The following is a 23,575-nucleotide window of genomic DNA, read 5'->3' on the forward strand; positions in this document are numbered from 1 at the left end:
TAGCCAGGTTGCTCGGTTGAGTGTCAATGCTGCGCGCCTCCCGCCGGGAGGACCGGAAGCGAGTCCCACAGTACTCGTCGACCCCCAGGGCCGGACGTACGGGAATCTTTCGGGAAGTTCAGCAGGGCGCAGACCAGGCACCCGGTGGGTGTTCTACCCCCGGCCGCGAGGTCTCAGGCCCGCACCCCCTTGGTTGGGATCTCCTTCGGGAGATCTTCGTAGAGGGGATGCGACACGCCCGACCGCGTGGGTCGGAGGTGGAGTTACGAGAACTCCCGGGTTCCAGAGCGTTATGAGAGACAGGACTACTAGTAGCCATGGCGGGACAGAAGATCCGCATCCGGCTCAAGGCCTACGACCACGAGGTCATCGACTCCTCGGCGAAGAAGATCGTCGAGACGGTGACGCGCACTGGTGCGTCGGTCGCGGGCCCGGTGCCGCTGCCCACTGAGAAGAACGTGTACTGCGTCATCAAGTCGCCGCACAAGTACAAGGACTCTCGCGAGCACTTCGAGATGCGCACGCACAAGCGCCTCATCGACATTCTCGACCCCACGCCGAAGACGGTTGACTCGCTGATGCGCCTCGACCTGCCGGCGGGCGTCGACATCGAGATCAAGCTCTGAGGGGACGGGCCGAGATGAGCAAGAACATCAAGGGCGTCCTGGGCGAGAAGCTCGGCATGACCCAGGTCTGGGACGAGAACAACCGGGTTGTCCCGGTGACCGTCGTCAAGGCCGGGCCGTGCGTCGTGACGCAGGTTCGTACGAACGACAGCGACGGCTACGAGTCGGTCCAGATCGCCTTCGGCGAGATCGACCCGCGCAAGGTGAACAAGCCCCTCAAGGGCCACTTCGCCAAGGCCGACGTGACCCCGCGCCGCCACCTGGTGGAGCTCCGCACCCCTGACGCCAGCGAGTACACGCTGGGCCAGGAGGTCACTGCCGAGGTGTTCGAGTCCGGCGTCAAGGTTGACGTCACGGGCAAGAGCAAGGGCAAGGGCTTCGCCGGTGTCATGAAGCGTCACAACTTCAAGGGCCTCGGCGCCGGCCACGGCGTCCAGCGCAAGCACCGTTCCCCCGGTTCGATCGGTGGCTGTGCCACCCCTGGGCGTGTCTTCAAGGGCATGCGCATGGCCGGTCGTATGGGTAACGAGCGCGTCACCACCCAGAACCTGACCATCCACGCGGTTGACGCGGAGAAGGGTCTGCTGCTCATCAAGGGCGCGGTCCCCGGTCCGAACGGCGGCCTCGTCCTGGTCCGTACCGCGGCCAAGGGGGCTTGAGGTAATGAGCACCATTGACATCCTTTCGCCGGCAGGCGACAAGGCCGGTACCGTCGATCTCCCCGCGGAGATCTTCGACGCGAAGACCAGCGTTCCGCTGATCCACCAGGTCGTTGTCGCACAGCTGGCAGCTGCCCGTCAGGGCACGCACAAGACCAAGCGCCGCGGCGAAGTCCGTGGTGGTGGCCGCAAGCCGTACCGCCAGAAGGGCACCGGCCGCGCCCGCCAGGGTTCGACCCGTGCGCCGCAGTTCGCCGGCGGTGGCGTCGTCCACGGCCCGCAGCCGCGTGACTACTCGCAGCGCACCCCGAAGAAGATGAAGGCCGCCGCCCTGCGCGGTGCCCTCTCGGACCGGGCGCGTCACTCCCGCATCCACGTCGTCACCGGCGTGGTCGAGGGTGGGATCTCCACCAAGGCCGCCAAGACGCTGTTCGGCAAGATCTCGGAGCGCAGCAACCTGCTCCTGGTCGTCGACCGCGCCGACGAGGCCGCGTGGCTGTCCGCGCGCAACCTGCCCCAGGTGCACATCCTGGAGCCGGGCCAGCTGAACACGTACGACGTGATCGTCTCTGACGACGTGGTCTTCACCCAGGCCGCTTTCGAGTCCTTCGTGTCTGGCCCCCAGACCGCTGAGACCGAAGGGAGCGCCGCCTGATGAGTGAGGCGACCGTTACCAGCAAGACCTACTCGGACCCGCGTGACGTTCTCGTCAAGCCGGTTGTCTCCGAGAAGAGCTACGCACTGCTCGACGAGAACAAGTACACGTTCATCGTCGCGCCCGGCTCCAACAAGACCCAGATCAAGCAGGCCGTGGAAGCGGTCTTCTCGGTCAAGGTCACCGGGGTCAACACGATCAACCGGCAGGGTAAGCGCAAGCGCACCAAGACCGGTTTCGGCAAGCGCGCCGACACGAAGCGCGCCATCGTGACCCTCGCCGAGGGCGACCGTATCGACATCTTCGGCGGCCCGACCTCCTGACGGAGGTCGAGTCGTCCGGAATCGGACGAGGACTGAGAAATGGGTATCCGCAAGTACAAGCCGACGACCCCGGGCCGTCGTGGCTCCAGCGTCGCCGACTTTGTCGAGATCACGCGGTCCACGCCGGAGAAGTCGCTGGTCCGCCCCCTGCACAGCAAGGGCGGCCGTAACAACGCCGGTCGTGTGACCGTTCGCCACCAGGGTGGTGGCCACAAGCGCGCCTACCGCGTGATCGACTTCCGTCGTCACGACAAGGACGGCGTGCCGGCCAAGGTCGCGCACATCGAGTACGACCCGAACCGCACCGCGCGCATCGCGCTGCTGCACTACGCGGACGGCGAGAAGCGTTACATCCTCGCCCCGCGCAGCCTGACGCAGGGTGACCGCGTCGAGAACGGTCCGGGCGCAGACATCAAGCCGGGCAACAACCTGGCGCTGCGCAACATCCCGGTCGGTACGACCATCCACGCCATCGAGCTGCGGCCCGGCGGCGGCGCGAAGTTCGCCCGTTCCGCGGGTGCCTCCGTGCAGCTGCTGGCGAAGGAGGGCACGATGGCCCACCTTCGTATGCCTTCCGGTGAGATCCGGCTGGTCGACGCACGCTGCCGCGCCACGATCGGTGAGGTCGGCAACGCCGAGCAGTCGAACATCAACTGGGGCAAGGCCGGCCGTATGCGCTGGAAGGGCGTCCGCCCGACCGTCCGCGGTGTCGCGATGAACCCGGTTGACCACCCGCACGGTGGTGGTGAAGGCAAGACCTCCGGTGGACGTCACCCGGTCTCGCCGTGGGGTCAGAAGGAGGGTCGTACTCGCTCGCCGAAGAAGGCATCGAGCAAGTACATCGTCCGCCGCCGCAAGACGAACAAGAAGCGCTAGGAGCGGGTTTAGATGCCGCGCAGTCTCAAGAAGGGGCCCTTCGTCGACGGCCACCTCGTCAAGAAGGTGGACGTACAGAACGAAGCAGGCACCAAGAACGTCATCAAGACCTGGTCCCGTCGCTCGATGATCATCCCGGCCATGCTGGGTCACACCATCGCGGTGCACAACGGCAAGATCCACGTCCCGGTGTTCGTCACCGAGTCGATGGTCGGCCACAAGCTCGGCGAGTTCTCGCCGACTCGCACCTTCCGCGGCCACGTCAAGGACGACCGGAAGTCGAAGCGCCGCTAGCGCGGGGTGGAAACGACTATGACTCACACCGAAGGGACAACCATGGAAGCCAGGGCCCAGGCGCGGTACATCCGCGTCACGCCCATGAAGGCCCGCCGAGTGGTGGACCTCATCCGTGGCATGGACGCCACGGAGGCTCAGGCGGTCCTGCGTTTCGCCCCGCAGGCCGCGAGCGTGCCGGTTGGCAAGGTGCTTGACAGCGCCATCGCCAACGCTGCACACAACTACGACCACCCTGACGCCTCTTCGCTGGTCATCAGCGAGGCGTTCGTGGACGAGGGCCCGACCCTGAAGCGGTTCCGTCCGCGTGCTCAGGGCCGTGCCTACCGGATCCGTAAGCGGACCAGCCACATCACCGTGGTCGTCAGCAGCAAGGAAGGAACCCGGTAATGGGCCAGAAGGTTAACCCGCATGGGTTCCGGCTCGGCATCACCACGGACTTCAAGTCCCGTTGGTACGCCGACAAGCTGTACGCGGACTACGTCAAGGAAGACGTCGCCATTCGTCGCATGATGACGAAGGGCATGGAGCGGGCCGGCATCTCGAAGGTCGAGATCGAGCGCACCCGCGACCGCGTCCGTGTTGACATCCACACCGCCCGCCCGGGCATCGTCATCGGTCGCCGTGGCGCCGAGGCCGACCGCATCCGTGGCGAGCTGGAGAAGCTGACCGGCAAGCAGGTCCAGCTGAACATCCTCGAGGTCAAGAACCCCGAGGTGGACGCTCAGCTGGTGGCCCAGGCCGTCGCCGAGCAGCTCTCCTCCCGCGTCTCCTTCCGTCGTGCCATGCGTAAGAGCATGCAGAGCACGATGAAGGCCGGCGCAAAGGGCATCAAGATCCAGTGCGGTGGCCGCCTCGGCGGCGCCGAGATGTCCCGCTCGGAGTTCTACCGCGAGGGCCGCGTGCCCCTGCACACGCTCCGTGCGAACGTCGACTACGGCTTCTTCGAGGCCAAGACGACCTTCGGCCGTATCGGTGTGAAGGTCTGGATCTACAAGGGCGACGTCAAGAACATCGCCGAGGTCCGCGCCGAGAACGCAGCGGCTCGTGCCGGCAACCGTCCGGCCCGTGGCGGCGCTGACCGCCCGGCCGGCCGTGGTGGCCGTGGTGGCGAGCGTGGCGGTCGCGGCGGCCGCAAGCCGCAGCAGTCCGCGCCGGCAGCGGAGGCCCCCAAGGCCGACGCTCCCGCCGCCGCTGCTCCGGCTGAGAGCACCGGAACGGAGGCCTGACCGAAATGCTGATCCCCCGTAGGGTCAAGCACCGCAAGCAGCACCACCCGAAGCGCAGCGGTATGTCCAAGGGTGGCACGCAGGTTGCGTTCGGCGAGTACGGCATCCAGGCGCTGTCCCCGGCGTACGTGACGAACCGCCAGATCGAGGCAGCTCGTATCGCGATGACCCGCCACATCAAGCGTGGCGGCAAGGTCTGGATCAACATCTATCCGGACCGCCCCCTGACGAAGAAGCCTGCCGAGACCCGCATGGGTTCCGGTAAGGGTTCTCCCGAGTGGTGGATCGCGAACGTCAAGCCCGGTCGGGTGATGTTCGAGCTGTCCTACCCGAACGAGAAGATTGCTCGTGAGGCGCTCACCCGCGCTGCTCACAAGCTTCCGATGAAGTGCCGGATCGTTCGGCGCGAGGCAGGTGAGTCGTGATGTCGGCCGGTACCAAGGCGTCCGAGCTGCGCGAACTGGGCGGCGAGGAGCTTCTCGACAAGCTTCGCGAGGCCAAGGAAGAGCTGTTCAATCTCCGCTTCCAGGCGGCGACGGGCCAGCTCGAGAACCACGGTCGGCTCAAGTCCGTCCGTAAGGACATCGCCCGGATCTACACCCTGATGCGCGAGCGCGAGCTGGGCATCGAGACGGTGGAGAGCGTCTGATGAGCGAGAAGACTGTGACTGAGACCACTGCAGACAAGAGCGGTTCCACCGTGGGTGACCGCGGATTCCGCAAGACCCGTGAGGGTCTGGTCGTCAGCGACAAGATGGACAAGACCGTCGTCGTCGCTGTCGAGGACCGTGTCAAGCACGCGCTGTACGGCAAGGTCATCCGCCGTACGAACAAGCTCAAGGCACACGACGAGCAGAACGCTGCAGGCGTCGGCGACCGCGTTGTCATCATGGAGACGCGTCCGCTGTCCGCCACGAAGCGCTGGCGCATCGTCGAGATCCTCGAGAAGGCCAAGTAATTCCTGAGGGGCATCCCCCGCAGGTAAGTTCCGCCAGGCTCGGTGGGGACTCCTTCACCGGAGTCCCCGCCGGGAACCGGCAGACGATCAGGAGATAGACGTGATCCAGCAGGAGTCGCGACTGCGCGTCGCCGACAACACGGGTGCGAAGGAAATTCTCACCATCCGTGTTCTCGGTGGCTCGGGTCGCCGCTACGCGGGCATCGGTGACGTCATCGTCGCCACCGTCAAGGACGCGATCCCCGGTGGCAACGTGAAGAAGGGTGACGTCGTCAAGGCCGTCATCGTTCGCACCGTCAAGGAGCGTCGTCGTCAGGATGGCTCGTACATCCGCTTCGACGAGAACGCCGCTGTCATTCTCAAGAACGACGGCGACCCCCGCGGCACCCGTATCTTCGGCCCGGTGGGCCGTGAGCTGCGCGAGAAGAAGTTCATGAAGATCATCTCGCTCGCGCCGGAGGTGCTGTAAGCATGAAGATCAAGAAGGGCGACCTGGTTCAGGTCATCACCGGTAAGGACAAGGGCAAGCAGGGCAAGGTCATCGTTGCCTTCCCCACGCAGGACCGTGTCCTCGTCGAGGGTGTCAACCGGGTCAAGAAGCACACCAAGGCCGGTCAGACGGCTCGCGGTTCGCAGACGGGTGGCATTGTCACCACCGAGGCCCCGATTCACGTCAGCAACGTACAGCTGGTTGTGGAGAAGGACGGCAACAAGGTCGTCACCCGCGTCGGTTACCGCTTTGACGACGAGGGCAAGAAGATCCGCGTTGCCAAGCGGAACGGTGAGGACATCTGATGACGACCACCACTGCGCCGCGTCTCAAGACGCGCTACCGCGAGGAAATCGCCGGCAAGCTGCGTGAGGAGTTCTCGTACGAGAACGTCATGCAGATCCCCGGTCTGGTCAAGATCGTGGTCAACATGGGTGTGGGCGACGCCGCCCGCGACTCCAAGCTGATCGACGGGGCCGTCAAGGACCTCACCACGATCACCGGCCAGAAGCCGGCCGTCACGAAGGCCCGCAAGTCGATCGCGCAGTTCAAGCTGCGCGAGGGGCAGCCGATCGGCTGCCACGTCACCCTCCGTGGTGACCGCATGTGGGAGTTCCTGGACCGTACGCTGTCGCTCGCGCTTCCGCGTATCCGTGACTTCCGTGGCCTGTCGCCGAAGCAGTTCGACGGCCGTGGCAACTACACCTTCGGTCTCACGGAGCAGGTCATGTTCCACGAGATCGACCAGGACAAGATCGACCGGGTCCGGGGCATGGACATCACCGTGGTCACCACGGCGACCAACGACGACGAGGGTCGTGCCCTGCTTCGTCACCTCGGCTTCCCGTTCAAGGAGAACTGACCGTGGCGAAGAAGGCTCTGATCGCTAAGGCCGCCCGTAAGCCGAAGTTCGGCGTGCGCGGTTACACCCGCTGCCAGCGCTGCGGCCGGCCCCACTCCGTCTACCGCAAGTTCGGTCTCTGCCGCGTGTGCCTTCGTGAGATGGCTCACCGTGGCGAGCTTCCGGGCGTGACCAAGAGCTCCTGGTAATTCTTCTTCGCCCTTTGGGCGTTGGAGGACCAGGAGGCTCTCGGTAAGTATCTGGTCGGCAAGGGCCCCGCTCTTCATGCCGTAGGCTTGAAGGGTTGGGCGCCTGCCGCCCTGACCGACTTACTACGCCGTAGGTCCCCGCACCGCACCCGTCCCGCCACTGAGTGGGGAGAGGGATGGCGCATACAGGAAACCCCGGCGAGAGAGGCCGAAGGCCAACTCATGACCATGACTGATCCCATCGCAGACATGCTCACGCGTCTGCGTAACGCGAACTCGGCGTATCACGACGATGTCGCGATGCCGCACAGCAAGATCAAGTCGCACATCGCGGAGATCCTCCAGCAGGAGGGCTTCATCACCGGCTGGAAGGTCGAGGATGCCGAGGTCGGCAAGAGCCTCGTTCTCGAGCTGAAGTTCGGGCCGAACCGCGAGCGTTCGATTGCCGGCATCAAGCGCATCTCGAAGCCGGGTCTGCGTGTATACGCAAAGTCCACCAACCTGCCGAAGGTCCTCGGCGGCCTGGGCGTGGCGATCATCTCCACGTCCCACGGTCTCCTGACCGGCCAGCAGGCAGGCAAGAAGGGCGTAGGTGGGGAAGTCCTCGCCTACGTCTGGTAGTCGGGAAAGGAAGGAAAGCTCATGTCGCGAATCGGCAAGCTCCCCATCCAGGTTCCCGCCGGTGTGGACGTCACCATCGATGGCCGCACGGTCGCGGTGAAGGGCCCCAAGGGTTCCCTCTCCCACACCGTCGCAGCGCCGATCGAGGTCACCAAGGGTGAGGACGGCGTGCTCAGCGTCGTCCGCCCGAACGACGAGCGTCAGAACAAGGCCCTTCACGGCCTGTCCCGCACGCTGGTGGCGAACATGATCACCGGTGTGACCCAGGGATACACCAAGGCGCTCGAGATCAGCGGTGTCGGTTACCGCGTCCAGGCGAAGGGCTCCAACCTGGAGTTCGCCCTGGGCTACAGCCACCCGATCCTCATCGAGGCTCCGGAAGGCATCACCTTCAAGGTCGAGTCGCCCACGAAGCTCAGCGTCGAGGGCATCGACAAGCAGAAGGTCGGCGAAGTGGCCGCCAACATCCGCAAGCTGCGGAAGCCCGACCCGTACAAGGCCAAGGGCGTCAAGTACGCCGGCGAGGTCATCCGGCGCAAGGTCGGAAAGGCTGGTAAGTAGCCATGGCATACGGTGTGAAGATCGCCAAGGGCGACGCGTACAAGCGTGCCGCTCTCAAGCGGCGCCATATCCGCGTCCGCAAGCACATCTCCGGTTCGCCGGAGCGTCCGCGCTTGGTCGTGACGCGTTCCAACCGTCACATCGTCGCCCAGGTCATCGACGACATCGCGGGCCACACGCTCGCGTCGGCGTCGACCCTGGACACGTCGATCCGCGGTGCGGAGGGTGACAAGAGCGCCCAGGCCAAGCAGGTCGGCGCGCTTGTCGCCGAGCGTGCCAAGGCCGCAGGCGTCGAGGCCGTCGTGTTTGACCGCGGTGGTAACCAGTACGCCGGGCGGATTGCCGCTCTGGCTGACGCCGCCCGTGAAGCCGGGCTGAAGTTCTAAGCCCCGGTTCCAACGCACAGCGGACGTAACAGAGAGAGGTAAATCCAATGGCTGGACCCCAGCGCCGCGGAAGCGGTGCCGGTGGCGGCGAGCGGCGGGACCGGAAGGGCCGTGACGGTGCTGCGGCCGAGAAGACCGCGTACGTCGAGCGTGTCGTCGCGATCAACCGCGTCGCCAAGGTAGTGAAGGGTGGTCGTCGCTTCAGCTTCACCGCGCTGGTCGTGGTGGGCGATGGTGACGGCACCGTCGGTGTCGGATACGGCAAGGCCAAGGAAGTTCCCGCGGCCATCGCCAAGGGCGTCGAGGAAGCCAAGAAGAGCTTCTTCAAGGTCCCGCGTATCCAGGGCACCATTCCTCACCCGATCCAGGGCGAGAAGGCTGCGGGCGTCGTTCTGCTCAAGCCTGCTTCCCCCGGTACCGGTGTGATCGCGGGTGGCCCGGTGCGCGCCGTTCTGGAGTGCGCCGGCGTCCACGACATCCTGTCGAAGTCGCTCGGTTCTTCGAACCCGATCAACATCGTGCACGCGACCGTGGCGGCCCTCCAGGGCCTGCAGCGTCCCGAGGAGATCGCGGCCCGCCGCGGTCTGCCCCTCGAGGACGTCGCCCCCGCGGCTCTGCTTCGTGCACGTGCGGGAGCGGGTGCGTAATGGCTCGCCTCAAGATCACGCAGACGAAGTCGTACATCGGCAGCAAGCAGAACCACCGCGACACCCTGCGTTCGCTCGGGCTCAAGCGCCTGCACGACGTGGTTGTCAAGGAGGACCGCCCCGAGTTCCGCGGAATGGTTCACACCGTCCGCCACCTCGTGACGGTTGAGGAGGTTGACTGACATGGCGGAGAACAGCCCGCTGAAGGCCCACAACCTCCGGCCTGCCCCGGGCGCCAAGACCGCCAAGACCCGTGTGGGTCGTGGTGAGGCGTCCAAGGGTAAGACCGCAGGCCGTGGTACCAAGGGTACGAAGGCTCGTTACCAGGTTCCGGAGCGCTTCGAGGGTGGCCAGATGCCCCTCCACATGCGTCTCCCGAAGCTCAAGGGCTTCAAGAACCCGTTCCGCACGGAGTACCAGGTCGTGAACCTGGACAAGCTCTCGACGCTCTACCCCGAGGGTGGAGAGGTCACGGTGGCCGATCTGGTCGCCAAGGGCGCTGTGCGTAACAACCACCTCGTCAAGGTCCTCGGACAGGGCGAGATCTCCGTGGCGCTGCAGGTTTCGGTTGACGCCGTCTCCGGCTCCGCCAAGGAGAAGATCGCCGCTGCCGGCGGCACCGTCACCGAACTCGTCTGAGACAACTCGGACAGGTCTGTGGCCTGAACACCCGACCGGGGATGCCTCTCATTTGGGGCATCCCCGGTTGGTCGTTCCTAGGGGGGCATGTACGCCGGTAAGGTGGCGTGCGCTGTGGTAAGCCCTGGGCAAACGCCCCGGGTCCTTTGACTGTTACGTAATCGTCGATCCTCAAGACCGTCACCTCACGCTTTTGCGCGGGGGTCGCAGGAGGCACCGTGCTCACCGCGTTCGCCCGGGCGTTCAAGACGCCCGACCTGCGCAAGAAGCTGCTCTTCACGCTCGGCATCATCGTGCTCTACCGTCTCGGTGCGCACATTCCCGTACCGGGGGTGAGCTACGAGAACGTCCAGACCTGTGTTGACCAGGCCAGTCAGGGCAACAACAGCCTGTTCGGTCTGGTGAACATGTTCAGCGGTGGTGCACTGCTGCAGATCACGATCTTCGCGCTCGGCATCATGCCGTACATCACGGCCAGCATCATTCTCCAACTGCTGACCGTGGTCATCCCCCGACTCGAAGCCCTCAAGAAGGAGGGGCAGTCGGGCACGGCCAAGATCACGCAGTACACGCGTTATCTGACCGTCGCGCTCGCCATCCTCCAGGGCACCGGCCTGGTGGCCACCGCTCGCAGCGGTGCGCTGTTCAGCGGCTGTTCCGTCGCCGACCAGGTCGTCCCGAACCAGTCGATCTTCACGACCATCATCATGGTGATCACCATGACCGCGGGTACCGCCGCCGTCATGTGGCTCGGTGAGCTCATCACCGACCGCGGCATCGGCAACGGCATGTCGATCCTGATGTTCATCTCGATCGCCGCCAGCTTCCCCGGCGCCCTGTGGGCCATCAAGAAGAGCGGCAAGCTGGCCGAGGGCTGGATCGAGTTCATCACCGTCATCCTCATCGGCTTCGTGATGGTCGGCCTCGTCGTCTTCGTCGAACAGGCCCAGCGCCGGATTCCGGTGCAGTACGCGAAGCGGATGATCGGACGCCGGTCCTACGGTGGTACGTCCACTTACATCCCGCTGAAGGTGAACCAGGCGGGTGTGATTCCCGTCATCTTCGCTTCTTCGCTGCTCTACATTCCTGCTCTAATCGTTCAGTTCTCCAACTCCACCGCGGGCTGGGCGACCTGGATTCAGGACCACTTCGTCAAGGGCGACCATCCGTACTACATCGCCACGTACTTCCTGTTGATCGTGTTCTTCGCATTCTTCTATGTGGCGATCTCGTTCAACCCCGAGGAAGTCGCGGACAACATGAAGAAGTATGGTGGCTTCATCCCGGGTATCCGGGCAGGTCGACCTACTGCCGAGTATCTGAGCTACGTGCTCAACCGGATCACTTGGCCGGGCTCGCTGTACCTGGGTCTGATCGCTCTGGTGCCGACGATGGCGTTGGCAGGCTTCGGTGGCGCTAACCAGAACTTCCCGTTCGGCGGGACGAGCATCCTGATCATCGTGGGTGTGGGTCTGGAGACCGTGAAGCAGATCGAGAGTCAGCTCCAGCAGCGCAATTACGAAGGGTTCCTCCGCTGATGCGAATCGTCCTCGTCGGGCCGCCCGGTGCCGGCAAGGGTACGCAGGCTGCGTTCCTTGCCAAGAATCTGTCGATTCCGCACATCTCCACGGGCGACCTCTTCCGCGCCAACATCAGCCAGGGCACCGACCTTGGCAAGCAGGCCCGCTCCTACATGGACGCGGGACAGCTGGTGCCGGACGAAGTCACCATCGCGATGGCCAAGGACCGCATGTCCCAGCCGGACGCCGAGAACGGCTTCCTGCTGGACGGCTTCCCCCGCAATGTGGGGCAGGCCGTGGCGCTCGACGAGATGCTGCACAGCGAGGGCGTCGACCTCGACGCGGTTCTTGACCTCGAGGTCCCCGAGGACGAGGTGGTCAAGCGCATCGCCGGCCGCCGTATCTGCCGTAACGACAGCGCGCACGTCTTCCACGCGGCGTACAACCCGCCGAAGACCGAGGGTGTCTGTGACACCTGCGGCGGCGAGCTGTACCAGCGGGACGACGACACCGAGGAGACGGTCCGCACCCGTCTCGAGGTCTACCACACGCAGACCGAGCCGATCATCGACTACTACAGGTCCCAGGGCCTGGTCGTGACGATCTCCGCGCTCGGCAAGGTCACCGAGGTGACCGAGCGGGCCATGGAGGCCCTCAAGAAGTCCGACGAGAGCTGACCCTCCCGTCTCATGTCACTGCGGCCGGCCGCGGCGCCCTCGGGCGTCGCGGCCGACTGTTTGTGCGCCGTATCGTGGAGTACGGCTTCAACCGTTCCCCTTCGTACCCAGAGAGGCGCCCAGCGATGGTGCAGATCAAGACCCCCGAGCAGATCGCGAAGATGCGCGAGGCGGGCCTCGTGGTCGCTGCCATTCACGCCGCCACCCGCGAGGCGGCCGTCCCCGGCGCCACCACGAGTGACCTGGACGAGGTCGCGCGCAAGGTGATCGCCGACCACGGCGCGAAGTCGAACTTCCTGGGCTACGGGGGATTCCCCGCGACGATCTGCACCTCGGTCAACGAGGTGGTGGTGCACGGCATCCCGGACGAGAAGACCGTCCTCAAGGACGGCGACATCATCTCGATCGACGCCGGTGCGATCATCGACGGCTGGCACGGCGACGCGGCGTACACGGCCTTCGTGGGCACCGGTCACGCCCCGGAGCTCGTCGAGCTCTCCCGGGTGACCGAGGAGTCCATGTGGGCCGGGATCGCCGCGATGAAGGTGAACAACCGGCTCGTCGACATCTCGAAGGCCATCGAGTCCTACATCCGCCGCCAGCCCCGTCCGGCGACCGGCAAGTACGGGATCATCGAGGACTACGGCGGCCACGGCATCGGCACCGAGATGCACATGGACCCGCACCTGCTGAACTACGTGTCCCGCAAGCGGGGCAAGGGCATCAAGCTGGTCCCCGGTGTGTGCCTGGCCATCGAGCCGATGGTCTCGCTGGGCACGGCGCAGACGAAGGTCCTCGCCGACGAGTGGACGGTCCTGACGACCGACGGCACCTGGTCCTCGCACTGGGAGCACTCGATCGCCCTCACCGAGCAGGGCCCGCTGGTCCTGACCTCCCCGGACTGCGGCCGGGCGAAGCTCGCCCAGCACGGTGTCGAGGCGGCGCCGGACCCCTTGGGCTGACCGTCGCCGACAGGACTGTCCGGCTGATCTGTGTCTAAGGATCAGCGGAAGTGGGCAAACTTGACGGATTCGTCTTTTGGAGTCCGCTGACGTAGACTGACTCGTCGGCTCTCGTGCATCCGTGTGTCTTCATGCGGCGGCGTGAGTCGATCAAGGTAGCCGATTCGAAAGGCGAAGCGTGGCCAAGAAGCAAGGTGCCATCGAAATTGAGGGCACCGTGATCGAGTCTCTCCCTAACGCCATGTTCAGGGTGGAGCTCCAGAACGGTCACAAGGTCCTCGCGCACATCTCCGGCAAGATGCGGATGCACTACATCCGTATCCTCCCGGATGACCGGGTCGTCGTGGAGCTGTCTCCGTACGACCTGACGCGTGGCCGGATCGTCTACCGGTACAAGTAGATCTTGTCGCCACCCCGCTTCGGCGTGGTGAGGGGCACTGACCCGGAGAACCTGACATCCCATGAAGGTCAAGCCGAGCGTCAAGAAGATCTGCGACAAGTGCAAGGTGATCCGCCGTCACGGCCGGGTCATGGTCATCTGCGACAACCTGCGCCACAAGCAGCGCCAGGGCTGACGCACGACCCCCTGCATCTCGCAGTTCTTCGCGCGACGCACGTAAACGTACATACGCAGAGCCCGTCCAAGCTTCGGCTGACGACACCTCCGGCGGGGGCCGGGGACCTGGGCGTACCACCTCCTCGCACACGGGTGAGGTCGGCGGTCGGGAGTGGCACTGTGGAAGACCCCCGAAATAACAACTGGAGCCATTGAATGGCACGCGTTTCAGGTGTTGACATCCCGCGCGAAAAGCGCGTGGAGGTTGCCCTCACCTACGTCTTCGGCATCGGGCGTACCCGGTCCAAGGAGATCCTCGCCAGCGCCGGCGTGAGCCCCGACACCCGCGTTCGTGACCTGGCCGAAGAGGACCTGGTCAAGATCCGCGAGTACGTGGACGCCAACCTGCGCACCGAGGGTGACCTTCGTCGCGAGATCCAGGGCGACATCCGCCGCAAGATCGAGATCGGCTGCTACCAGGGCATTCGTCACCGCCGTGGTCTGCCGGTGCACGGCCAGCGCACCAGCACGAACGCTCGTACCCGCAAGGGCCCGCGTCGCGCGATCGCCGGTAAGAAGAAGCCGGGCAAGAAGTAGTCCTCAGCGGACGCACTGCGGGTGTCCGGGCCACCGGACGTTCGCGGAAACCAGCGGTCTTCGCTGTAGGACCGATCACCTCCCCTCTCCATCTGGAGTAAAGACATGCCCCCCAAGGGTCGTCAGGGCGCAGCCAAGAAGGTGCGTCGCAAGGAAAAGAAGAACGTCGCTCATGGGCACGCCCACATCAAGAGCACGTTCAACAACACCATCGTCTCGATCACGGACCCCTCGGGCAACGTGATCTCCTGGGCCTCCGCCGGCCACGTCGGCTTCAAGGGCTCGCGCAAGTCCACCCCCTTCGCCGCGCAGATGGCCGCCGAGTCGGCCGCCCGCCGCGCGCAGGAGCACGGCATGCGCAAGGTTGACGTCTTCGTCAAGGGTCCCGGCTCCGGCCGCGAGACCGCGATCCGCTCCCTCCAGGCCACGGGCCTCGAGGTCGGTTCGATCCAGGACGTCACCCCGACGCCGCACAACGGCTGCCGTCCGCCGAAGCGTCGCCGCGTCTGATCCGCTACGGCCGGTGACGGCCGTGCGTCAGTAGCGCCGGATGCGGGCGGCATGTCCCTTCGGGGGTGTGCCGCCCGTACCCTTGTCTTATCTGTCGGGCATCAAATAGCGGGTGCCCACGACTGAAGGATCACCACATGCTTATCGCTCAGCGTCCGTCGCTGACCGAAGAGGTCGTCGACGAGTTCCGCTCCCGGTTCGTGATCGAGCCGCTGGAGCCGGGCTTCGGTTACACCCTCGGCAACTCCCTGCGTCGTACCCTCCTCTCCTCGATCCCCGGTGCCGCTGTCACCAGCATCCGGATCGACGGCGTCCTGCACGAGTTCACCACCGTGCCCGGCGTCAAGGAGGACGTGACCGACCTCATCCTCAACATCAAGCAGCTGGTCGTCTCCTCGGAGCACGACGAGCCGGTCGTGATGTACCTGCGCAAGCAGGGCCCCGGCCTGGTCACCGCTGCTGACATCGCCCCGCCGGCCGGTGTCGAGGTCCACAACCCGGACCTGGTCCTTGCCACGCTCAACGGCAAGGGCAAGCTGGAGATGGAGCTGACCGTCGAGCGCGGTCGCGGCTACGTCTCCGCGGTCCAGAACAAGCAGGTGGGCCAGGAGATCGGGCGTATTCCGGTCGACTCCATCTACTCCCCGGTGCTCAAGGTCACGTACAAGGTCGAGGCGACCCGTGTCGAGCAGCGCACCGACTTCGACAAGCTGATCGTCGACGTCGAGACCAAGCAGGCCATGCGTCCCCGTGACGCCATGGCGTCGGCCGGTAAGACCCTGGTCGAGCTGTTCGGTCTGGCGCGCGAGCTCAACATCGACGCCGAGGGCATCGACATGGGCCCGTCCCCGACGGACGCCGCGCTCGCCGCCGATCTGGCGCTGCCGATCGAGGAGCTCGAGCTCACGGTCCGTTCGTACAACTGCCTCAAGCGCGAGGGCATCCACTCCGTGGGTGAGCTCGTGGCCCGCTCCGAGGCGGACCTGCTCGACATCCGCAACTTCGGTGCGAAGTCGATCGACGAGGTCAAGGCGAAGCTGGCCGGTATGGGCCTCGCGCTCAAGGACTCGCCTCCCGGCTTCGACCCGACCGCCGCGGCGGACGCCTTTGGTGCGGACGACGACGCGGATGCGGGTTTCGTGGAGACCGAGCAGTACTGAGTCGCCTCCCGGCTGGGGGTGCCCGGATTTTTGGGTGCCCCCGTGCCGGGGCTGAGGCTTTGTCCTCAAACGCCGGACGGGCTTGATTTTGGCTGACGTCCGGTGAGAGTCGGACGGGCTTGAATTTGGTGACGTCCGGTGAGAGTCGGACGGGCTTGATTTTGGCTGACGTCCGGTGAGAGTCGGACGGGCTTGATTTTGGTTGACGTCCGGTGAGAGTCGGACGGGCTTGAATTTGGCCGATGTCCGGCTGACGTCTGAAGACTTCCGCGGGGCGGCCGCCTCGCGGGAACTGACACCGGTACCTGATACGGCCGGTGCAGCACACAAGGAGAAAACCATGCCTCAGCCCGCCAAGGGTGCCCGTCTGGGCGGCAGCGCTGCGCACGAGAAGCTTCTTCTCATCAACCTTGCGAAGTCGCTGTTCGAGCACGGCCGCATCACGACGACCGAGGCCAAGGCTCGCCGCCTGCGTCCGGTCGCCGAGCGTTTCATCACCAAGGCGAAGAAGGGCGACATCCACAACCGTCGCCTGGTGCTGCAGTCGATCACGGACAAGGGCATCGTGCACACGCTCTTCACCGAGATCGCCCCGCGGTACGAGAACCGCCCCGGTGGCTACACCCGCATCACCAAGATCGGCAACCGTCGTGGCGACAACGCCCCGATGGCCGTCATCGAGCTGGTCGAGGCACTGACCGTGGCGCAGGCCGCCACCGGTGAGGCCGAGGCCGCCACGAAGCGTGCCGTCAAGGAAGACGCCCTCAAGAAGGACGAGGCTCCGGCCGAGTCCGCCGAGGACGCCAAGCCGGCTGACGCCGCTGCTGAGGAGTCCAAGGACGCCTGAGCGTCCTGAGACCCCGGTACGGGCCCGCATCACCCTTCGGGGCGGTGCGGGCCCGTTCTGTATTGAGAGGATGCGCTGGTGAGTGATGAGGCAGAACCCGGCTTTGTACGGGTACGGCTGGACCTTTCCTACGACGGCAAGGACTTCTCCGGCTGGGCGAAGCAGACCAGCAGGCGCACGGTGCAGGGCGAGATCGAGGACGCGCTGCGCACCGTGACGCGGTCGTCGGTGACGTACGACCTGACGGTCGCCGGGCGCACCGACGCAGGAGTGCACGCGCGCGGGCAGGTGGCGCACGTCGACCTGCCGGCCGAGGTGTGGGCCGAGCACGCGGAGAAGCTGCTGCGGCGGATGGCCGGGCGCCTGCCGCTGGACGTACGGATCTGGCGGGCGGCCGAGGCCCCGGCGGGGTTCAACGCACGCTTCTCCGCCCTGTGGCGGCGTTACGCGTACCGGGTGGGAGACAGACCGGGCGGTGTGGACCCGCTGACCCGAGGCCATGTGCTGTGGCACGACCGGCCGCTGGACCTGGACGCGATGAACGAGGCGGCGGCCCTGATGGTGGGGGAGCACGACTTCGCCGCGTACTGCAAGAAGCGTGAGGGTGCGACGACCATCCGTACGCTCCAGAAGCTGCACTGGACACGGGACGCGGAGTCCGGCGTGCTGACGGCGACCGTGCAGGCCGACGCGTTCTGCCACAACATGGTGCGGGCGCTGATCGGTGCGGCGCTGTTCGTCGGGGACGGACGCAGGCCGGCCGGGTGGCCTGCCGAGGTGCTGGCGGCGAAGGTGCGGGATCCCGCGGTGCACGTGGTGCGGCCGCACGGGCTGACGCTGGAGGAAGTGGCGTACCCGGCCGACGCGCTGCTGGCGGCCAGGGCCCTGGAGGCCCGGAACGTCAGGACGCTGCCGGGGGCCGGCTGCTGCTGACCGGTCTGCGGCGCAGGGCGCGGAGCAGTCCGGCAGCGAAGTACAGGGCGAGGGCGCTTGACGCGGTGGAGCGGAACCAGCCGATGTCCGGGGCCCACCAGGCGTAGACCGCCGCCGCGGTGAAGAACAGCAGCCCGGCCGCGCGCAGCACCCACCAGCGGGCCGGGTGCGTCTCGTCCGGGGCGGGGGCCTCCGGGTGGACGCCGTCCTTCGTGGTCATGGTGTCCCGCATGCCCGCGAGGAACCCGCGCCTGGTCAGTACCCGGGCGCCGGGGAGCCGGTCCAGGATCTCCAGCTGGCCGCCGTAGCCGGCGGGCAGCGGCGGGAGGCCCAGGGCGGCGACGAGCTCCCCCTGGTGGCGGGCGGGGTCGCCGGTGGCCCGCAGGATGTGGGCCAGGGGCCTTGGGTCGCTCAGCCTGTACACCCGGGCGAGTGCGGCGGCGGCCGTGGTCGCCTCGGCGTGGTCGGTGGCGGGTGCGGCGGTCTCCCAGGTGTGGTCCGTCACCTTCCTGCCCCGGTGCAGCAGGGTGAAGCTGCTGCGTTCCGGCGTGCGGTGCAGGACCAGGGCGGGCCACTCCTCGGCCGTGGTGAAGTTGTCGGCCGCCGAGGTGAGCGGGTCCTCGGGGAGCAGGGCCGCGCGCCTGCCGCGTACGGGTTCCGGGACGATCTCGACGTATGTGTGATGGCTGCCGGCCGGTGCCGTCCGCAGGCTGTGGCCGCAGATCAGGGCGGCCTGGGCCACCTCGGTGGGGCCGGTGGAGACGATGGCGAGCGACCGTGGTGCCAGCTCGCGCTCCCAGTCGGGTGCGCCGGTGGCCGGTGGCTCGGGGGACGGGCGGAAGAAGGGGAGCTTCATCGCCAGCTCGACGCGGGTGTCGGAGCGGGCCTCCAGGAATTCGGCCCGTGCCTCGCCGAAGTAGGTCCACGGGTAGGTCGTGGCGTGTACGCCGATGCTGCGGAAGGCCGTGAGCGCCTCCTCGTAGCGGTTCATCGACCACAGGACCAGGGCCAGGTGGTTGCGGAAGCCGGCGGCCTCGCGGTCTCCCGGGGCGTAGCTGTCGGACAGGGCCTGCGCACGGGTCACCGCCGCTTCGGCGCGGAGGGTGTGGTCGGCGACGGATTTCTCCTCGTCGGCGATCAGGTACTCGACGACGGCCTGGAGCGGCAGGGCGTGCAGCCGCGAGCCGGGAGGTGCCTGGCCGGCCGCGCGCTCCGCGAAGGCGAACATCTCCTCGTGCGAGCCGTACCACTTGTGACAGAGGTACTGGAGCGCCTGGATGTGGCAGCCCTCGTGGTGCGGGTCGCGTGCGTTCGCCTCGGCCAGGTAGGTGTCGAAGATCTCCCGTGGGGCCTGGATGCCCCGGGCCTGGGTCAGTGCGATGCGCCAGGGGACCGGGTCGTCGGGGTTGAGCTCGGCGGCGGCGGAGATCACCGGCACGGAGTCCCGCAGCACCGCGTGGAACGCCTGGAACTGGTCGGACTCCACGTGTTGGGCGCGGGCCCCGGTCCGTATCTGCCACGCCTGGTAGACGTACTGGTCGGCTTTGACCAGCACGGCGTCAGGGTTCTCCGGACAGTCCTCCAGCCAGCTGTCCAGCCACCCGGGGTGATGCAGCGAGGCCCGCGCGAGGCGGGAGACACAGGTGTCCCTGCGCTCCCACTGGGCGTGCTCACGGGTGAGGGCGAGCAGTTCGGCGGCCGGGGCGTGGTCACCGGCCGCCGCGGCGGCGAGGGCCACCCGCAGCGAGGGGTCGGGGGCGTCGAGGACGACGGCTTCGTCCGGGGGCAGGCCGGCGCCTATCGCGTCGCTGTGGCGCAGGACACGCGGGAGGGTGAAGAGAGTGGTCAGACGCACGGCGGCGGGTCCTCGGTCGGGAGGGGGGACGGGGACTGGTGCGTGGGGGGAGCGGACGGTCAGGCGACGGGGGCCCCGGCGGCCGCCGAGGCCTGGAGCTCGCCGCGGTGGACGATCTGGCGGAAGGCGAAGTCGGTGAGGTCGTCCCCGGCCTCGTAGACGTCCTTGGCCGCCGTGGTGACGTCCTTCCCGCTGGTGTAGCCGCCGACCGTGAAGTAGGCGTAGCGGCCGTAGGAGTTGGCGGTACGCCGGCAGAAGGTTCCGCCGCGGCAGAAGGTGGGGACTCCTGAACCGCTGAGGGAGGCGAGGCCGCCGGACGCCTGCTGGGCCGCCTTCCTGGCCTCCGCCTCGGTGCCGAAGACGGCGAGGCCGATGGTGACCGCGACACCGCTCCTGCTGTACGTCGCGCGGATGACCTGGTCGCAGCCGTTGCTGTCGAGGATCGAGCCGAGGGCGCCCTGTGTCGTCGTGGCGCAGTTCGCCGTACGGGCGGTCGCGCCCTTGGCGTAGACACGGTCGCCCATGGTCAGCTTCTTGCCGGGGAAGAAGGCGTCGACCGTGACCGGGGCCTTGTCCTTCTTCTCGTCGGCTATGTAGTCCTTCGGGTCCGGCGGGGGCGGCGGTGCCACCGAGGAGAAGGAGGGCTCCGGCGCGGAGGACTCCGAGGGCAGGTCTGCGGGGGCCGGTAGCTCGCTGGCGTTCTTGTCCGACCCGGAGGCGCCGCCGCCCCCGCCGGTCGTGATGACAGCGGTGGCCACGATCGCGGCCACCGCGGCGGTGGCCAGCGCGCCACCGCCGATCAGCAGCCACTTCCTGCGCCTGCCGCGTGCGGCGGACTCGTCCGCCAGCGCCGTCCAGTCCGGAGTCCGGCTCTCTCCCGGTCCTCCCGGCCCCCAGGAGGGCCCCCCTTGCCCAAAGCTCATGCGGCGAATCCTAGCGCCGTGGCACCGGACCGTAATCCGGTTGGGTCAACGGTTCGCCAGCCGTGACAATGCTCTGCATGGGACATCTTGAAGCGGGCCATCTGGAGTACTACCTACCGGACGGACGGGTGCTGCTCGGCGACGCTTCGTTCCGGGTGGCCGACGGCGCCGTGGTCGCCCTCGTCGGCGCGAACGGGGCGGGCAAGACGACGCTCCTGAAGCTGCTCGCCGGGGAGCTCCAGCCGCACGGTGGCTCGGTCTCGGTGAGCGGCGGGCTCGGCGTGATGGCCCAGTTCGTGGGTTCCGTACGCGACGAGCGGACCGTCCGCGACCTGCTGGTGTCCGTGGCCCAGCCCCGTATCAGGGAAGCGGCGAAGGCGGTCGACGCGGCCGAGGAACGCATTCTCACCGTGGACGACGAGGCCGCGCAGATGGCGTACGCGCAGGCGCTGAGCGACTGGGCGGAGGCGCGGGGGTACGAGGCCGAGACGCTGTGGGACATCTGCACGACGGCCGCGCTCGGCGTCCCGTACGAGAAGGCGCAGTGGCGCGAGGTGCGCACGCTCAGCGGGGGCGAGCAGAAGCGGCTGGTCCTGGAGGCGCTGCTGCGGGGACCGGACGAGGTGCTGCTCCTGGACGAGCCGGACAACTATCTGGACGTCCCCGGAAAGCGGTGGCTGGAGGAGAGGCTCAAGGAGACCCGTAAGACGGTGCTCTTCGTGTCCCACGACCGGGAGCTGCTGTCGCGGGCCGCCGAGAAGATCGTGAGCGTGGAGCCCAGCCCCGCCGGCTCGGACGTCTGGGTGCACGGCGGCGGATTCGGTACGTACCACCAGGCCCGCAAGGAGCGCTTCGCGCGTTTCGAGGAGCTCCTGCGCCGCTGGGAGGAGGAGCACGCCCGGCTGAAGGCGCTCGTCCTGCGGATGCGGCAGCAGGCGGCGAACAGCCCCGACATGGCGAACCGCTACCACGCGATGCAGACCCGCTTCAAGAAGTTCGAGGAGGCGGGGCCGCCCCCGGAGCCGCCCCGCGAGCAGGACATCAGGATGCGGCTGCGCGGCGGGCGGACCGGGGTGCGGGCGGTGACCTGCAAGAACCTGGAGCTGACCGGCCTGATGAAGCCGTTCGACCTGGAGGTCTACTACGGCGAGCGGGTCGCCGTGCTCGGTTCCAACGGGTCGGGGAAGTCTCACTTCCTGCGGCTGCTGGCCGGGGATTCCGTGGCGCACACCGGTGAGTGGAAGCTCGGGGCGCGGGTCGTGCCCGGCCACTTCGCGCAGACCCACGCCCACCCGGAGCTGCTCGGCAAGACACTCGTCGAGATCCTGTGGACGGAGCAGGCCAAGGACCGGGGCGGTGCGATGTCGGTGCTGCGGCGCTACGAGCTGGAGCGCCAGGGTGACCAGGCCTTCGAGAAGCTGTCCGGCGGGCAGCAGGCACGGTTCCAGATCCTGCTCCTGGAGCTGTCCGGCACCACCGCGCTGCTGCTGGACGAGCCGACGGACAACCTGGACCTGGAGTCGGCCGAGGCCCTGCAGGACGGACTTGAGGTGTACGACGGGACGGTCATGGCCGTCACACACGACCGCTGGTTCGCGAAGTCCTTCGACCGGTATCTGGTCTTCGGCTCGGACGGGGTGGTCCGGGAGTCCACGGAGCCCGTCTGGGACGAGCGCAGGGTCGTGCGGGAGCGGTAGGACCGGCGCGTTTTGACCCGTCCCGGGCGGGGCGGGTACTGTCGGTGGTTGTTATACGTATCGGCTCTGTCGTTCTCACGCGCACAGCTCTTACGTAGGTTCTCTGGAGCAGTTACCAGTGGCTCGCATACGGGCACCGTTCCCGGCATTGTGTGCCCCAGCTGCATGATCGCTTCAGGGGTGCCATGTGTTGTCTGGACCTCATCCACTGAAGAAGCGAAGGCTACGAAGTGCGTACGTACAGCCCCAAGCCCGGCGATGTCACTCGCCAGTGGCACATCATCGACGCCGAGGACATCGTTCTCGGCCGTCTGGCCACCACGGCTGCGAACCTCCTCCGAGGCAAGCACAAGGCGATCTACGCCCCCCACATGGACATGGGCGACTTCGTCATCATCATCAACGCCGAGAAGGTTCACCTCTCCGGCAACAAGAAGACCCAGAAGATGGCGTACCGCCACTCGGGCTTCCCGGGCGGTCTCCGTTCCGTGCGTTACGACGAGCTCCTCTCGAAGAACCCCGAGAAGGCTGTCGAGAAGGCCATCAAGGGCATGATCCCCAAGAACACCCTGGGTCGTCAGATGATCTCGAAGCTCAAGGTCTACGCGGGCGACCAGCACCCGCACGCTGCGCAGCAGCCGGTCCCGTTCGAGATCACCCAGGTCGCGCAGTAGTTCCGGCCTCCCCCCTAAGACGTAAAGAAAGATCTGAGGAGAATCGTGGCCGAGACCACTGTTGAGACGCCCGTCGAGGGCACCGAGGGCGAAGAGACCTTCGCCGAGGTGACCACCTTCGAGTCGGAGGTCCCCGTCGAGGGTGAGTACACCTCCGAGTCGCTCGCGGGCCGCTTCGGCGACCCGCAGCCCGCGGCCGGCCTTGGCCGTCGCAAGAACGCCATCGCCCGCGTCCGGATCGTTCCGGGCACCGGCAAGTGGAAGATCAACGGTCGCACCCTTGAGGACTACTTCCCCAACAAGGTGCACCAGCAGGAAGTCAACGAGCCCTTCAAGGTGCTCGAGCTCGACGGCCGCTACGACGTCATCGCCCGCATCTCGGGTGGCGGCGTCTCCGGTCAGGCCGGCGCCCTGCGCCTCGGCGTGGCCCGCGCGCTGAACGAGGCGGACGAGGACAACAACCGCGCCACGCTGAAGAAGGCCGGCTTCCTCTCCCGCGACGACCGTGCGGTCGAGCGCAAGAAGGCCGGTCTCAAGAAGGCCCGTAAGGCCCCGCAGTACAGCAAGCGCTAAATCTCGCCTGCTCGTCTGCTTTACACGTTCGCCCCGGCGGCACACCTCGTGCTGCTGGGGCGTTCGTTTATCAGCCCG

The 23,575-nt window shown here is 66.8% G+C and carries 36 protein-coding genes; 34 read left to right on the forward strand and 2 right to left on the reverse strand.

Going from position 1 to position 23,575, the window contains the following annotated elements; translation table 11 throughout:
* Positions 1–317 precede the first annotated feature (317 nt).
* The 31 genes from rpsJ (at position 318) to truA (ending at position 17,775) form a co-directional block, all read left to right on the forward strand.
* Positions 318–626, forward strand: coding sequence for a 30S ribosomal protein S10 (gene rpsJ, locus ACIREO_RS10385; RefSeq protein WP_003948644.1), 309 nt, complete (start codon positions 318–320; stop codon positions 624–626).
* A 14-nt stretch (positions 627–640) separates the two neighbouring features.
* A complete protein-coding gene (gene rplC, locus ACIREO_RS10390) occupies positions 641–1,285 on the forward strand; it encodes a 50S ribosomal protein L3 (RefSeq protein ID WP_014154591.1) in 645 nt (214 codons plus the stop codon).
* A gap of 4 nt (positions 1,286–1,289) precedes the next feature.
* On the forward strand, positions 1,290–1,940 hold the full coding sequence (gene rplD / locus ACIREO_RS10395; protein ID WP_404107217.1) for a 50S ribosomal protein L4: 651 nt from the start codon (positions 1,290–1,292) through the stop codon (positions 1,938–1,940).
* Positions 1,940–2,263, forward strand: coding sequence for a 50S ribosomal protein L23 (rplW, locus tag ACIREO_RS10400; RefSeq protein WP_014154589.1), 324 nt, complete (start codon positions 1,940–1,942; stop codon positions 2,261–2,263). The genes rplD and rplW overlap by 1 nt, the downstream gene beginning before the upstream one ends.
* A gap of 39 nt (positions 2,264–2,302) precedes the next feature.
* Entirely contained in the window at positions 2,303–3,139 is an 837-nt protein-coding gene (gene rplB, locus ACIREO_RS10405; RefSeq protein ID WP_404107219.1) for a 50S ribosomal protein L2, read from the forward strand.
* Positions 3,140–3,151: 12 nt separating this feature from the next.
* The gene (rpsS, locus tag ACIREO_RS10410) at positions 3,152–3,433 is read left to right on the forward strand and encodes a 30S ribosomal protein S19 (RefSeq protein ID WP_015610726.1); all 282 of its coding nucleotides are present in this window, start codon (positions 3,152–3,154) and stop codon (positions 3,431–3,433) included.
* 42 nt (positions 3,434–3,475) lie between these two features.
* Entirely contained in the window at positions 3,476–3,823 is a 348-nt protein-coding gene (gene rplV, locus ACIREO_RS10415) for a 50S ribosomal protein L22 (protein WP_073733141.1), read from the forward strand.
* Positions 3,823–4,662: a 30S ribosomal protein S3 gene (gene rpsC, locus ACIREO_RS10420; RefSeq protein ID WP_404107221.1), complete on the forward strand. Its 840-nt coding sequence runs from the start codon at positions 3,823–3,825 to the stop codon at positions 4,660–4,662. Before rplV ends, rpsC begins: the two co-directional genes overlap by 1 nt.
* Before the next feature lie 5 nt (positions 4,663–4,667).
* Positions 4,668–5,087: a 50S ribosomal protein L16 gene (rplP, locus tag ACIREO_RS10425; protein ID WP_014154587.1), complete on the forward strand. Its 420-nt coding sequence runs from the start codon at positions 4,668–4,670 to the stop codon at positions 5,085–5,087.
* Positions 5,087–5,311, forward strand: coding sequence for a 50S ribosomal protein L29 (gene rpmC / locus ACIREO_RS10430; RefSeq protein WP_073718386.1), 225 nt, complete (start codon positions 5,087–5,089; stop codon positions 5,309–5,311). The genes rplP and rpmC overlap by 1 nt, the downstream gene beginning before the upstream one ends.
* Positions 5,311–5,619: a 30S ribosomal protein S17 gene (rpsQ, locus tag ACIREO_RS10435; RefSeq protein WP_404107223.1), complete on the forward strand. Its 309-nt coding sequence runs from the start codon at positions 5,311–5,313 to the stop codon at positions 5,617–5,619. Before rpmC ends, rpsQ begins: the two co-directional genes overlap by 1 nt.
* Positions 5,620–5,719: 100 nt before the next feature.
* Positions 5,720–6,088, forward strand: coding sequence for a 50S ribosomal protein L14 (rplN, locus tag ACIREO_RS10440; RefSeq protein WP_003966950.1), 369 nt, complete (start codon positions 5,720–5,722; stop codon positions 6,086–6,088).
* A gap of 2 nt (positions 6,089–6,090) precedes the next feature.
* Positions 6,091–6,414: a 50S ribosomal protein L24 gene (rplX, locus tag ACIREO_RS10445; protein ID WP_404107225.1), complete on the forward strand. Its 324-nt coding sequence runs from the start codon at positions 6,091–6,093 to the stop codon at positions 6,412–6,414.
* Complete coding sequence (gene rplE / locus ACIREO_RS10450) at positions 6,414–6,971, forward strand: 50S ribosomal protein L5 (protein ID WP_018101220.1); 558 nt, start codon at positions 6,414–6,416, stop codon at positions 6,969–6,971. Before rplX ends, rplE begins: the two co-directional genes overlap by 1 nt.
* A 2-nt stretch (positions 6,972–6,973) precedes the next feature.
* Entirely contained in the window at positions 6,974–7,159 is a 186-nt protein-coding gene (locus ACIREO_RS10455; protein WP_003948630.1) for a type Z 30S ribosomal protein S14, read from the forward strand.
* A gap of 222 nt (positions 7,160–7,381) precedes the next feature.
* Positions 7,382–7,780: a 30S ribosomal protein S8 gene (gene rpsH, locus ACIREO_RS10460; RefSeq protein ID WP_073792868.1), complete on the forward strand. Its 399-nt coding sequence runs from the start codon at positions 7,382–7,384 to the stop codon at positions 7,778–7,780.
* Positions 7,781–7,801: 21 nt separating this feature from the next.
* Positions 7,802–8,341 carry a 50S ribosomal protein L6 gene (rplF, locus tag ACIREO_RS10465; RefSeq protein ID WP_404107226.1) on the forward strand — a complete coding sequence of 180 codons (540 nt, stop codon included), beginning with the start codon at positions 7,802–7,804 and terminating at the stop codon, positions 8,339–8,341.
* 2 nt (positions 8,342–8,343) lie between these two features.
* Positions 8,344–8,727, forward strand: a complete 384-nt coding sequence (gene rplR, locus ACIREO_RS10470) for a 50S ribosomal protein L18 (RefSeq protein ID WP_033297607.1) — start codon at positions 8,344–8,346, stop codon at positions 8,725–8,727.
* A gap of 47 nt (positions 8,728–8,774) precedes the next feature.
* Positions 8,775–9,374 carry a 30S ribosomal protein S5 gene (rpsE, locus tag ACIREO_RS10475; RefSeq protein ID WP_103514101.1) on the forward strand — a complete coding sequence of 200 codons (600 nt, stop codon included), beginning with the start codon at positions 8,775–8,777 and terminating at the stop codon, positions 9,372–9,374.
* Complete coding sequence (gene rpmD / locus ACIREO_RS10480) at positions 9,374–9,556, forward strand: 50S ribosomal protein L30 (RefSeq protein ID WP_018550611.1); 183 nt, start codon at positions 9,374–9,376, stop codon at positions 9,554–9,556. The genes rpsE and rpmD overlap by 1 nt, the downstream gene beginning before the upstream one ends.
* 1 nt (position 9,557) lies before the next feature.
* Positions 9,558–10,013, forward strand: coding sequence for a 50S ribosomal protein L15 (rplO, locus tag ACIREO_RS10485; protein WP_103514103.1), 456 nt, complete (start codon positions 9,558–9,560; stop codon positions 10,011–10,013).
* A gap of 218 nt (positions 10,014–10,231) precedes the next feature.
* A complete protein-coding gene (secY, locus tag ACIREO_RS10490; protein ID WP_404107229.1) occupies positions 10,232–11,551 on the forward strand; it encodes a preprotein translocase subunit SecY in 1,320 nt (439 codons plus the stop codon).
* Positions 11,551–12,210, forward strand: a complete 660-nt coding sequence (locus ACIREO_RS10495) for an adenylate kinase (protein WP_404107230.1) — start codon at positions 11,551–11,553, stop codon at positions 12,208–12,210. The genes secY and ACIREO_RS10495 overlap by 1 nt, the downstream gene beginning before the upstream one ends.
* A gap of 125 nt (positions 12,211–12,335) precedes the next feature.
* A complete protein-coding gene (map, locus tag ACIREO_RS10500) occupies positions 12,336–13,172 on the forward strand; it encodes a type I methionyl aminopeptidase (RefSeq protein ID WP_404107232.1) in 837 nt (278 codons plus the stop codon).
* A 178-nt stretch (positions 13,173–13,350) separates the two neighbouring features.
* Positions 13,351–13,572, forward strand: coding sequence for a translation initiation factor IF-1 (infA, locus tag ACIREO_RS10505; RefSeq protein WP_014047798.1), 222 nt, complete (start codon positions 13,351–13,353; stop codon positions 13,570–13,572).
* Positions 13,573–13,633: 61 nt separating this feature from the next.
* Entirely contained in the window at positions 13,634–13,747 is a 114-nt protein-coding gene (rpmJ, locus tag ACIREO_RS10510; RefSeq protein ID WP_003956441.1) for a 50S ribosomal protein L36, read from the forward strand.
* A gap of 197 nt (positions 13,748–13,944) precedes the next feature.
* Positions 13,945–14,325, forward strand: coding sequence for a 30S ribosomal protein S13 (gene rpsM, locus ACIREO_RS10515; RefSeq protein ID WP_404107234.1), 381 nt, complete (start codon positions 13,945–13,947; stop codon positions 14,323–14,325).
* Between the two features lie 105 nt (positions 14,326–14,430).
* Positions 14,431–14,835 carry a 30S ribosomal protein S11 gene (rpsK, locus tag ACIREO_RS10520; protein WP_003956432.1) on the forward strand — a complete coding sequence of 135 codons (405 nt, stop codon included), beginning with the start codon at positions 14,431–14,433 and terminating at the stop codon, positions 14,833–14,835.
* A 137-nt stretch (positions 14,836–14,972) separates the two neighbouring features.
* Positions 14,973–15,995 (forward strand): DNA-directed RNA polymerase subunit alpha, encoded by a 1,023-nt coding sequence (locus ACIREO_RS10525; RefSeq protein ID WP_003966937.1) that lies wholly within the window; start codon positions 14,973–14,975, stop codon positions 15,993–15,995.
* Positions 15,996–16,335: 340 nt separating this feature from the next.
* On the forward strand, positions 16,336–16,842 hold the full coding sequence (gene rplQ / locus ACIREO_RS10530; RefSeq protein WP_404107235.1) for a 50S ribosomal protein L17: 507 nt from the start codon (positions 16,336–16,338) through the stop codon (positions 16,840–16,842).
* A 78-nt stretch (positions 16,843–16,920) separates the two neighbouring features.
* Positions 16,921–17,775, forward strand: coding sequence for a tRNA pseudouridine(38-40) synthase TruA (truA, locus tag ACIREO_RS10535; RefSeq protein WP_404107237.1), 855 nt, complete (start codon positions 16,921–16,923; stop codon positions 17,773–17,775).
* On the opposite strand, the gene ACIREO_RS10540 is transcribed toward truA, so the two are convergent.
* Positions 17,744–19,630 carry a hypothetical protein gene (locus ACIREO_RS10540; protein WP_404107239.1) on the reverse strand — a complete coding sequence of 629 codons (1,887 nt, stop codon included), beginning with the start codon at positions 19,628–19,630 and terminating at the stop codon, positions 17,744–17,746. The genes truA and ACIREO_RS10540 overlap by 32 nt on opposite strands.
* Positions 19,631–19,689: 59 nt before the next feature.
* Positions 19,690–20,553, reverse strand: a complete 864-nt coding sequence (locus tag ACIREO_RS10545) for a hypothetical protein (protein ID WP_404107240.1) — start codon at positions 20,551–20,553, stop codon at positions 19,690–19,692.
* Between the two features lie 77 nt (positions 20,554–20,630).
* Between ACIREO_RS10545 and ACIREO_RS10550 the strand changes: the two genes are divergently transcribed.
* From ACIREO_RS10550 to rpsI, 3 genes are all read left to right on the forward strand, one after another.
* Positions 20,631–22,250 carry an ABC-F family ATP-binding cassette domain-containing protein gene (locus ACIREO_RS10550; protein WP_404107242.1) on the forward strand — a complete coding sequence of 540 codons (1,620 nt, stop codon included), beginning with the start codon at positions 20,631–20,633 and terminating at the stop codon, positions 22,248–22,250.
* A gap of 230 nt (positions 22,251–22,480) precedes the next feature.
* Positions 22,481–22,924 carry a 50S ribosomal protein L13 gene (gene rplM, locus ACIREO_RS10555; RefSeq protein WP_031096418.1) on the forward strand — a complete coding sequence of 148 codons (444 nt, stop codon included), beginning with the start codon at positions 22,481–22,483 and terminating at the stop codon, positions 22,922–22,924.
* Positions 22,925–22,969: 45 nt separating this feature from the next.
* Positions 22,970–23,497, forward strand: a complete 528-nt coding sequence (gene rpsI, locus ACIREO_RS10560) for a 30S ribosomal protein S9 (protein ID WP_404107244.1) — start codon at positions 22,970–22,972, stop codon at positions 23,495–23,497.
* Positions 23,498–23,575: the final 78 nt, after the last annotated feature.

It is taken from the genome of Streptomyces sp. NPDC102441 (genome assembly GCF_044765585.1).
Taxonomy (GTDB): domain Bacteria; phylum Actinomycetota; class Actinomycetes; order Streptomycetales; family Streptomycetaceae; genus Streptomyces.

Bases quoted from the DNA above. Each gene is read 5' to 3' on its own strand.
- rpsJ (WP_003948644.1), top strand. From the start codon at position 318: ATGGCGGGACAGAAGATCCGCATCCGGCTCAAGGCCTACGACCACGAG.
- rplC (WP_014154591.1), top strand. From the start codon at position 641: ATGAGCAAGAACATCAAGGGCGTCCTGGGCGAGAAGCTCGGCATGACC.
- rplD (WP_404107217.1), top strand. From the start codon at position 1,290: ATGAGCACCATTGACATCCTTTCGCCGGCAGGCGACAAGGCCGGTACC.
- rplW (WP_014154589.1), top strand. From the start codon at position 1,940: ATGAGTGAGGCGACCGTTACCAGCAAGACCTACTCGGACCCGCGTGAC.
- rplB (WP_404107219.1), top strand. From the start codon at position 2,303: ATGGGTATCCGCAAGTACAAGCCGACGACCCCGGGCCGTCGTGGCTCC.
- rpsS (WP_015610726.1), top strand. From the start codon at position 3,152: ATGCCGCGCAGTCTCAAGAAGGGGCCCTTCGTCGACGGCCACCTCGTC.
- rplV (WP_073733141.1), top strand. From the start codon at position 3,476: ATGGAAGCCAGGGCCCAGGCGCGGTACATCCGCGTCACGCCCATGAAG.
- rpsC (WP_404107221.1), top strand. From the start codon at position 3,823: ATGGGCCAGAAGGTTAACCCGCATGGGTTCCGGCTCGGCATCACCACG.
- rplP (WP_014154587.1), top strand. From the start codon at position 4,668: ATGCTGATCCCCCGTAGGGTCAAGCACCGCAAGCAGCACCACCCGAAG.
- rpmC (WP_073718386.1), top strand. From the start codon at position 5,087: ATGTCGGCCGGTACCAAGGCGTCCGAGCTGCGCGAACTGGGCGGCGAG.
- rpsQ (WP_404107223.1), top strand. From the start codon at position 5,311: ATGAGCGAGAAGACTGTGACTGAGACCACTGCAGACAAGAGCGGTTCC.
- rplX (WP_404107225.1), top strand. From the start codon at position 6,091: ATGAAGATCAAGAAGGGCGACCTGGTTCAGGTCATCACCGGTAAGGAC.
- rplE (WP_018101220.1), top strand. From the start codon at position 6,414: ATGACGACCACCACTGCGCCGCGTCTCAAGACGCGCTACCGCGAGGAA.
- rpsH (WP_073792868.1), top strand. From the start codon at position 7,382: ATGACCATGACTGATCCCATCGCAGACATGCTCACGCGTCTGCGTAAC.
- rplF (WP_404107226.1), top strand. From the start codon at position 7,802: ATGTCGCGAATCGGCAAGCTCCCCATCCAGGTTCCCGCCGGTGTGGAC.
- rplR (WP_033297607.1), top strand. From the start codon at position 8,344: ATGGCATACGGTGTGAAGATCGCCAAGGGCGACGCGTACAAGCGTGCC.
- rpsE (WP_103514101.1), top strand. From the start codon at position 8,775: ATGGCTGGACCCCAGCGCCGCGGAAGCGGTGCCGGTGGCGGCGAGCGG.
- rpmD (WP_018550611.1), top strand. From the start codon at position 9,374: ATGGCTCGCCTCAAGATCACGCAGACGAAGTCGTACATCGGCAGCAAG.
- rplO (WP_103514103.1), top strand. From the start codon at position 9,558: ATGGCGGAGAACAGCCCGCTGAAGGCCCACAACCTCCGGCCTGCCCCG.
- ACIREO_RS10495 (WP_404107230.1), top strand. From the start codon at position 11,551: ATGCGAATCGTCCTCGTCGGGCCGCCCGGTGCCGGCAAGGGTACGCAG.
- map (WP_404107232.1), top strand. From the start codon at position 12,336: ATGGTGCAGATCAAGACCCCCGAGCAGATCGCGAAGATGCGCGAGGCG.
- rpmJ (WP_003956441.1), top strand. From the start codon at position 13,634: ATGAAGGTCAAGCCGAGCGTCAAGAAGATCTGCGACAAGTGCAAGGTG.
- rpsM (WP_404107234.1), top strand. From the start codon at position 13,945: ATGGCACGCGTTTCAGGTGTTGACATCCCGCGCGAAAAGCGCGTGGAG.
- rpsK (WP_003956432.1), top strand. From the start codon at position 14,431: ATGCCCCCCAAGGGTCGTCAGGGCGCAGCCAAGAAGGTGCGTCGCAAG.
- ACIREO_RS10525 (WP_003966937.1), top strand. From the start codon at position 14,973: ATGCTTATCGCTCAGCGTCCGTCGCTGACCGAAGAGGTCGTCGACGAG.
- rplQ (WP_404107235.1), top strand. From the start codon at position 16,336: ATGCCTCAGCCCGCCAAGGGTGCCCGTCTGGGCGGCAGCGCTGCGCAC.
- ACIREO_RS10545 (WP_404107240.1), bottom strand. From the start codon at position 20,553: ATGAGCTTTGGGCAAGGGGGGCCCTCCTGGGGGCCGGGAGGACCGGGA.
- ACIREO_RS10550 (WP_404107242.1), top strand. From the start codon at position 20,631: ATGGGACATCTTGAAGCGGGCCATCTGGAGTACTACCTACCGGACGGA.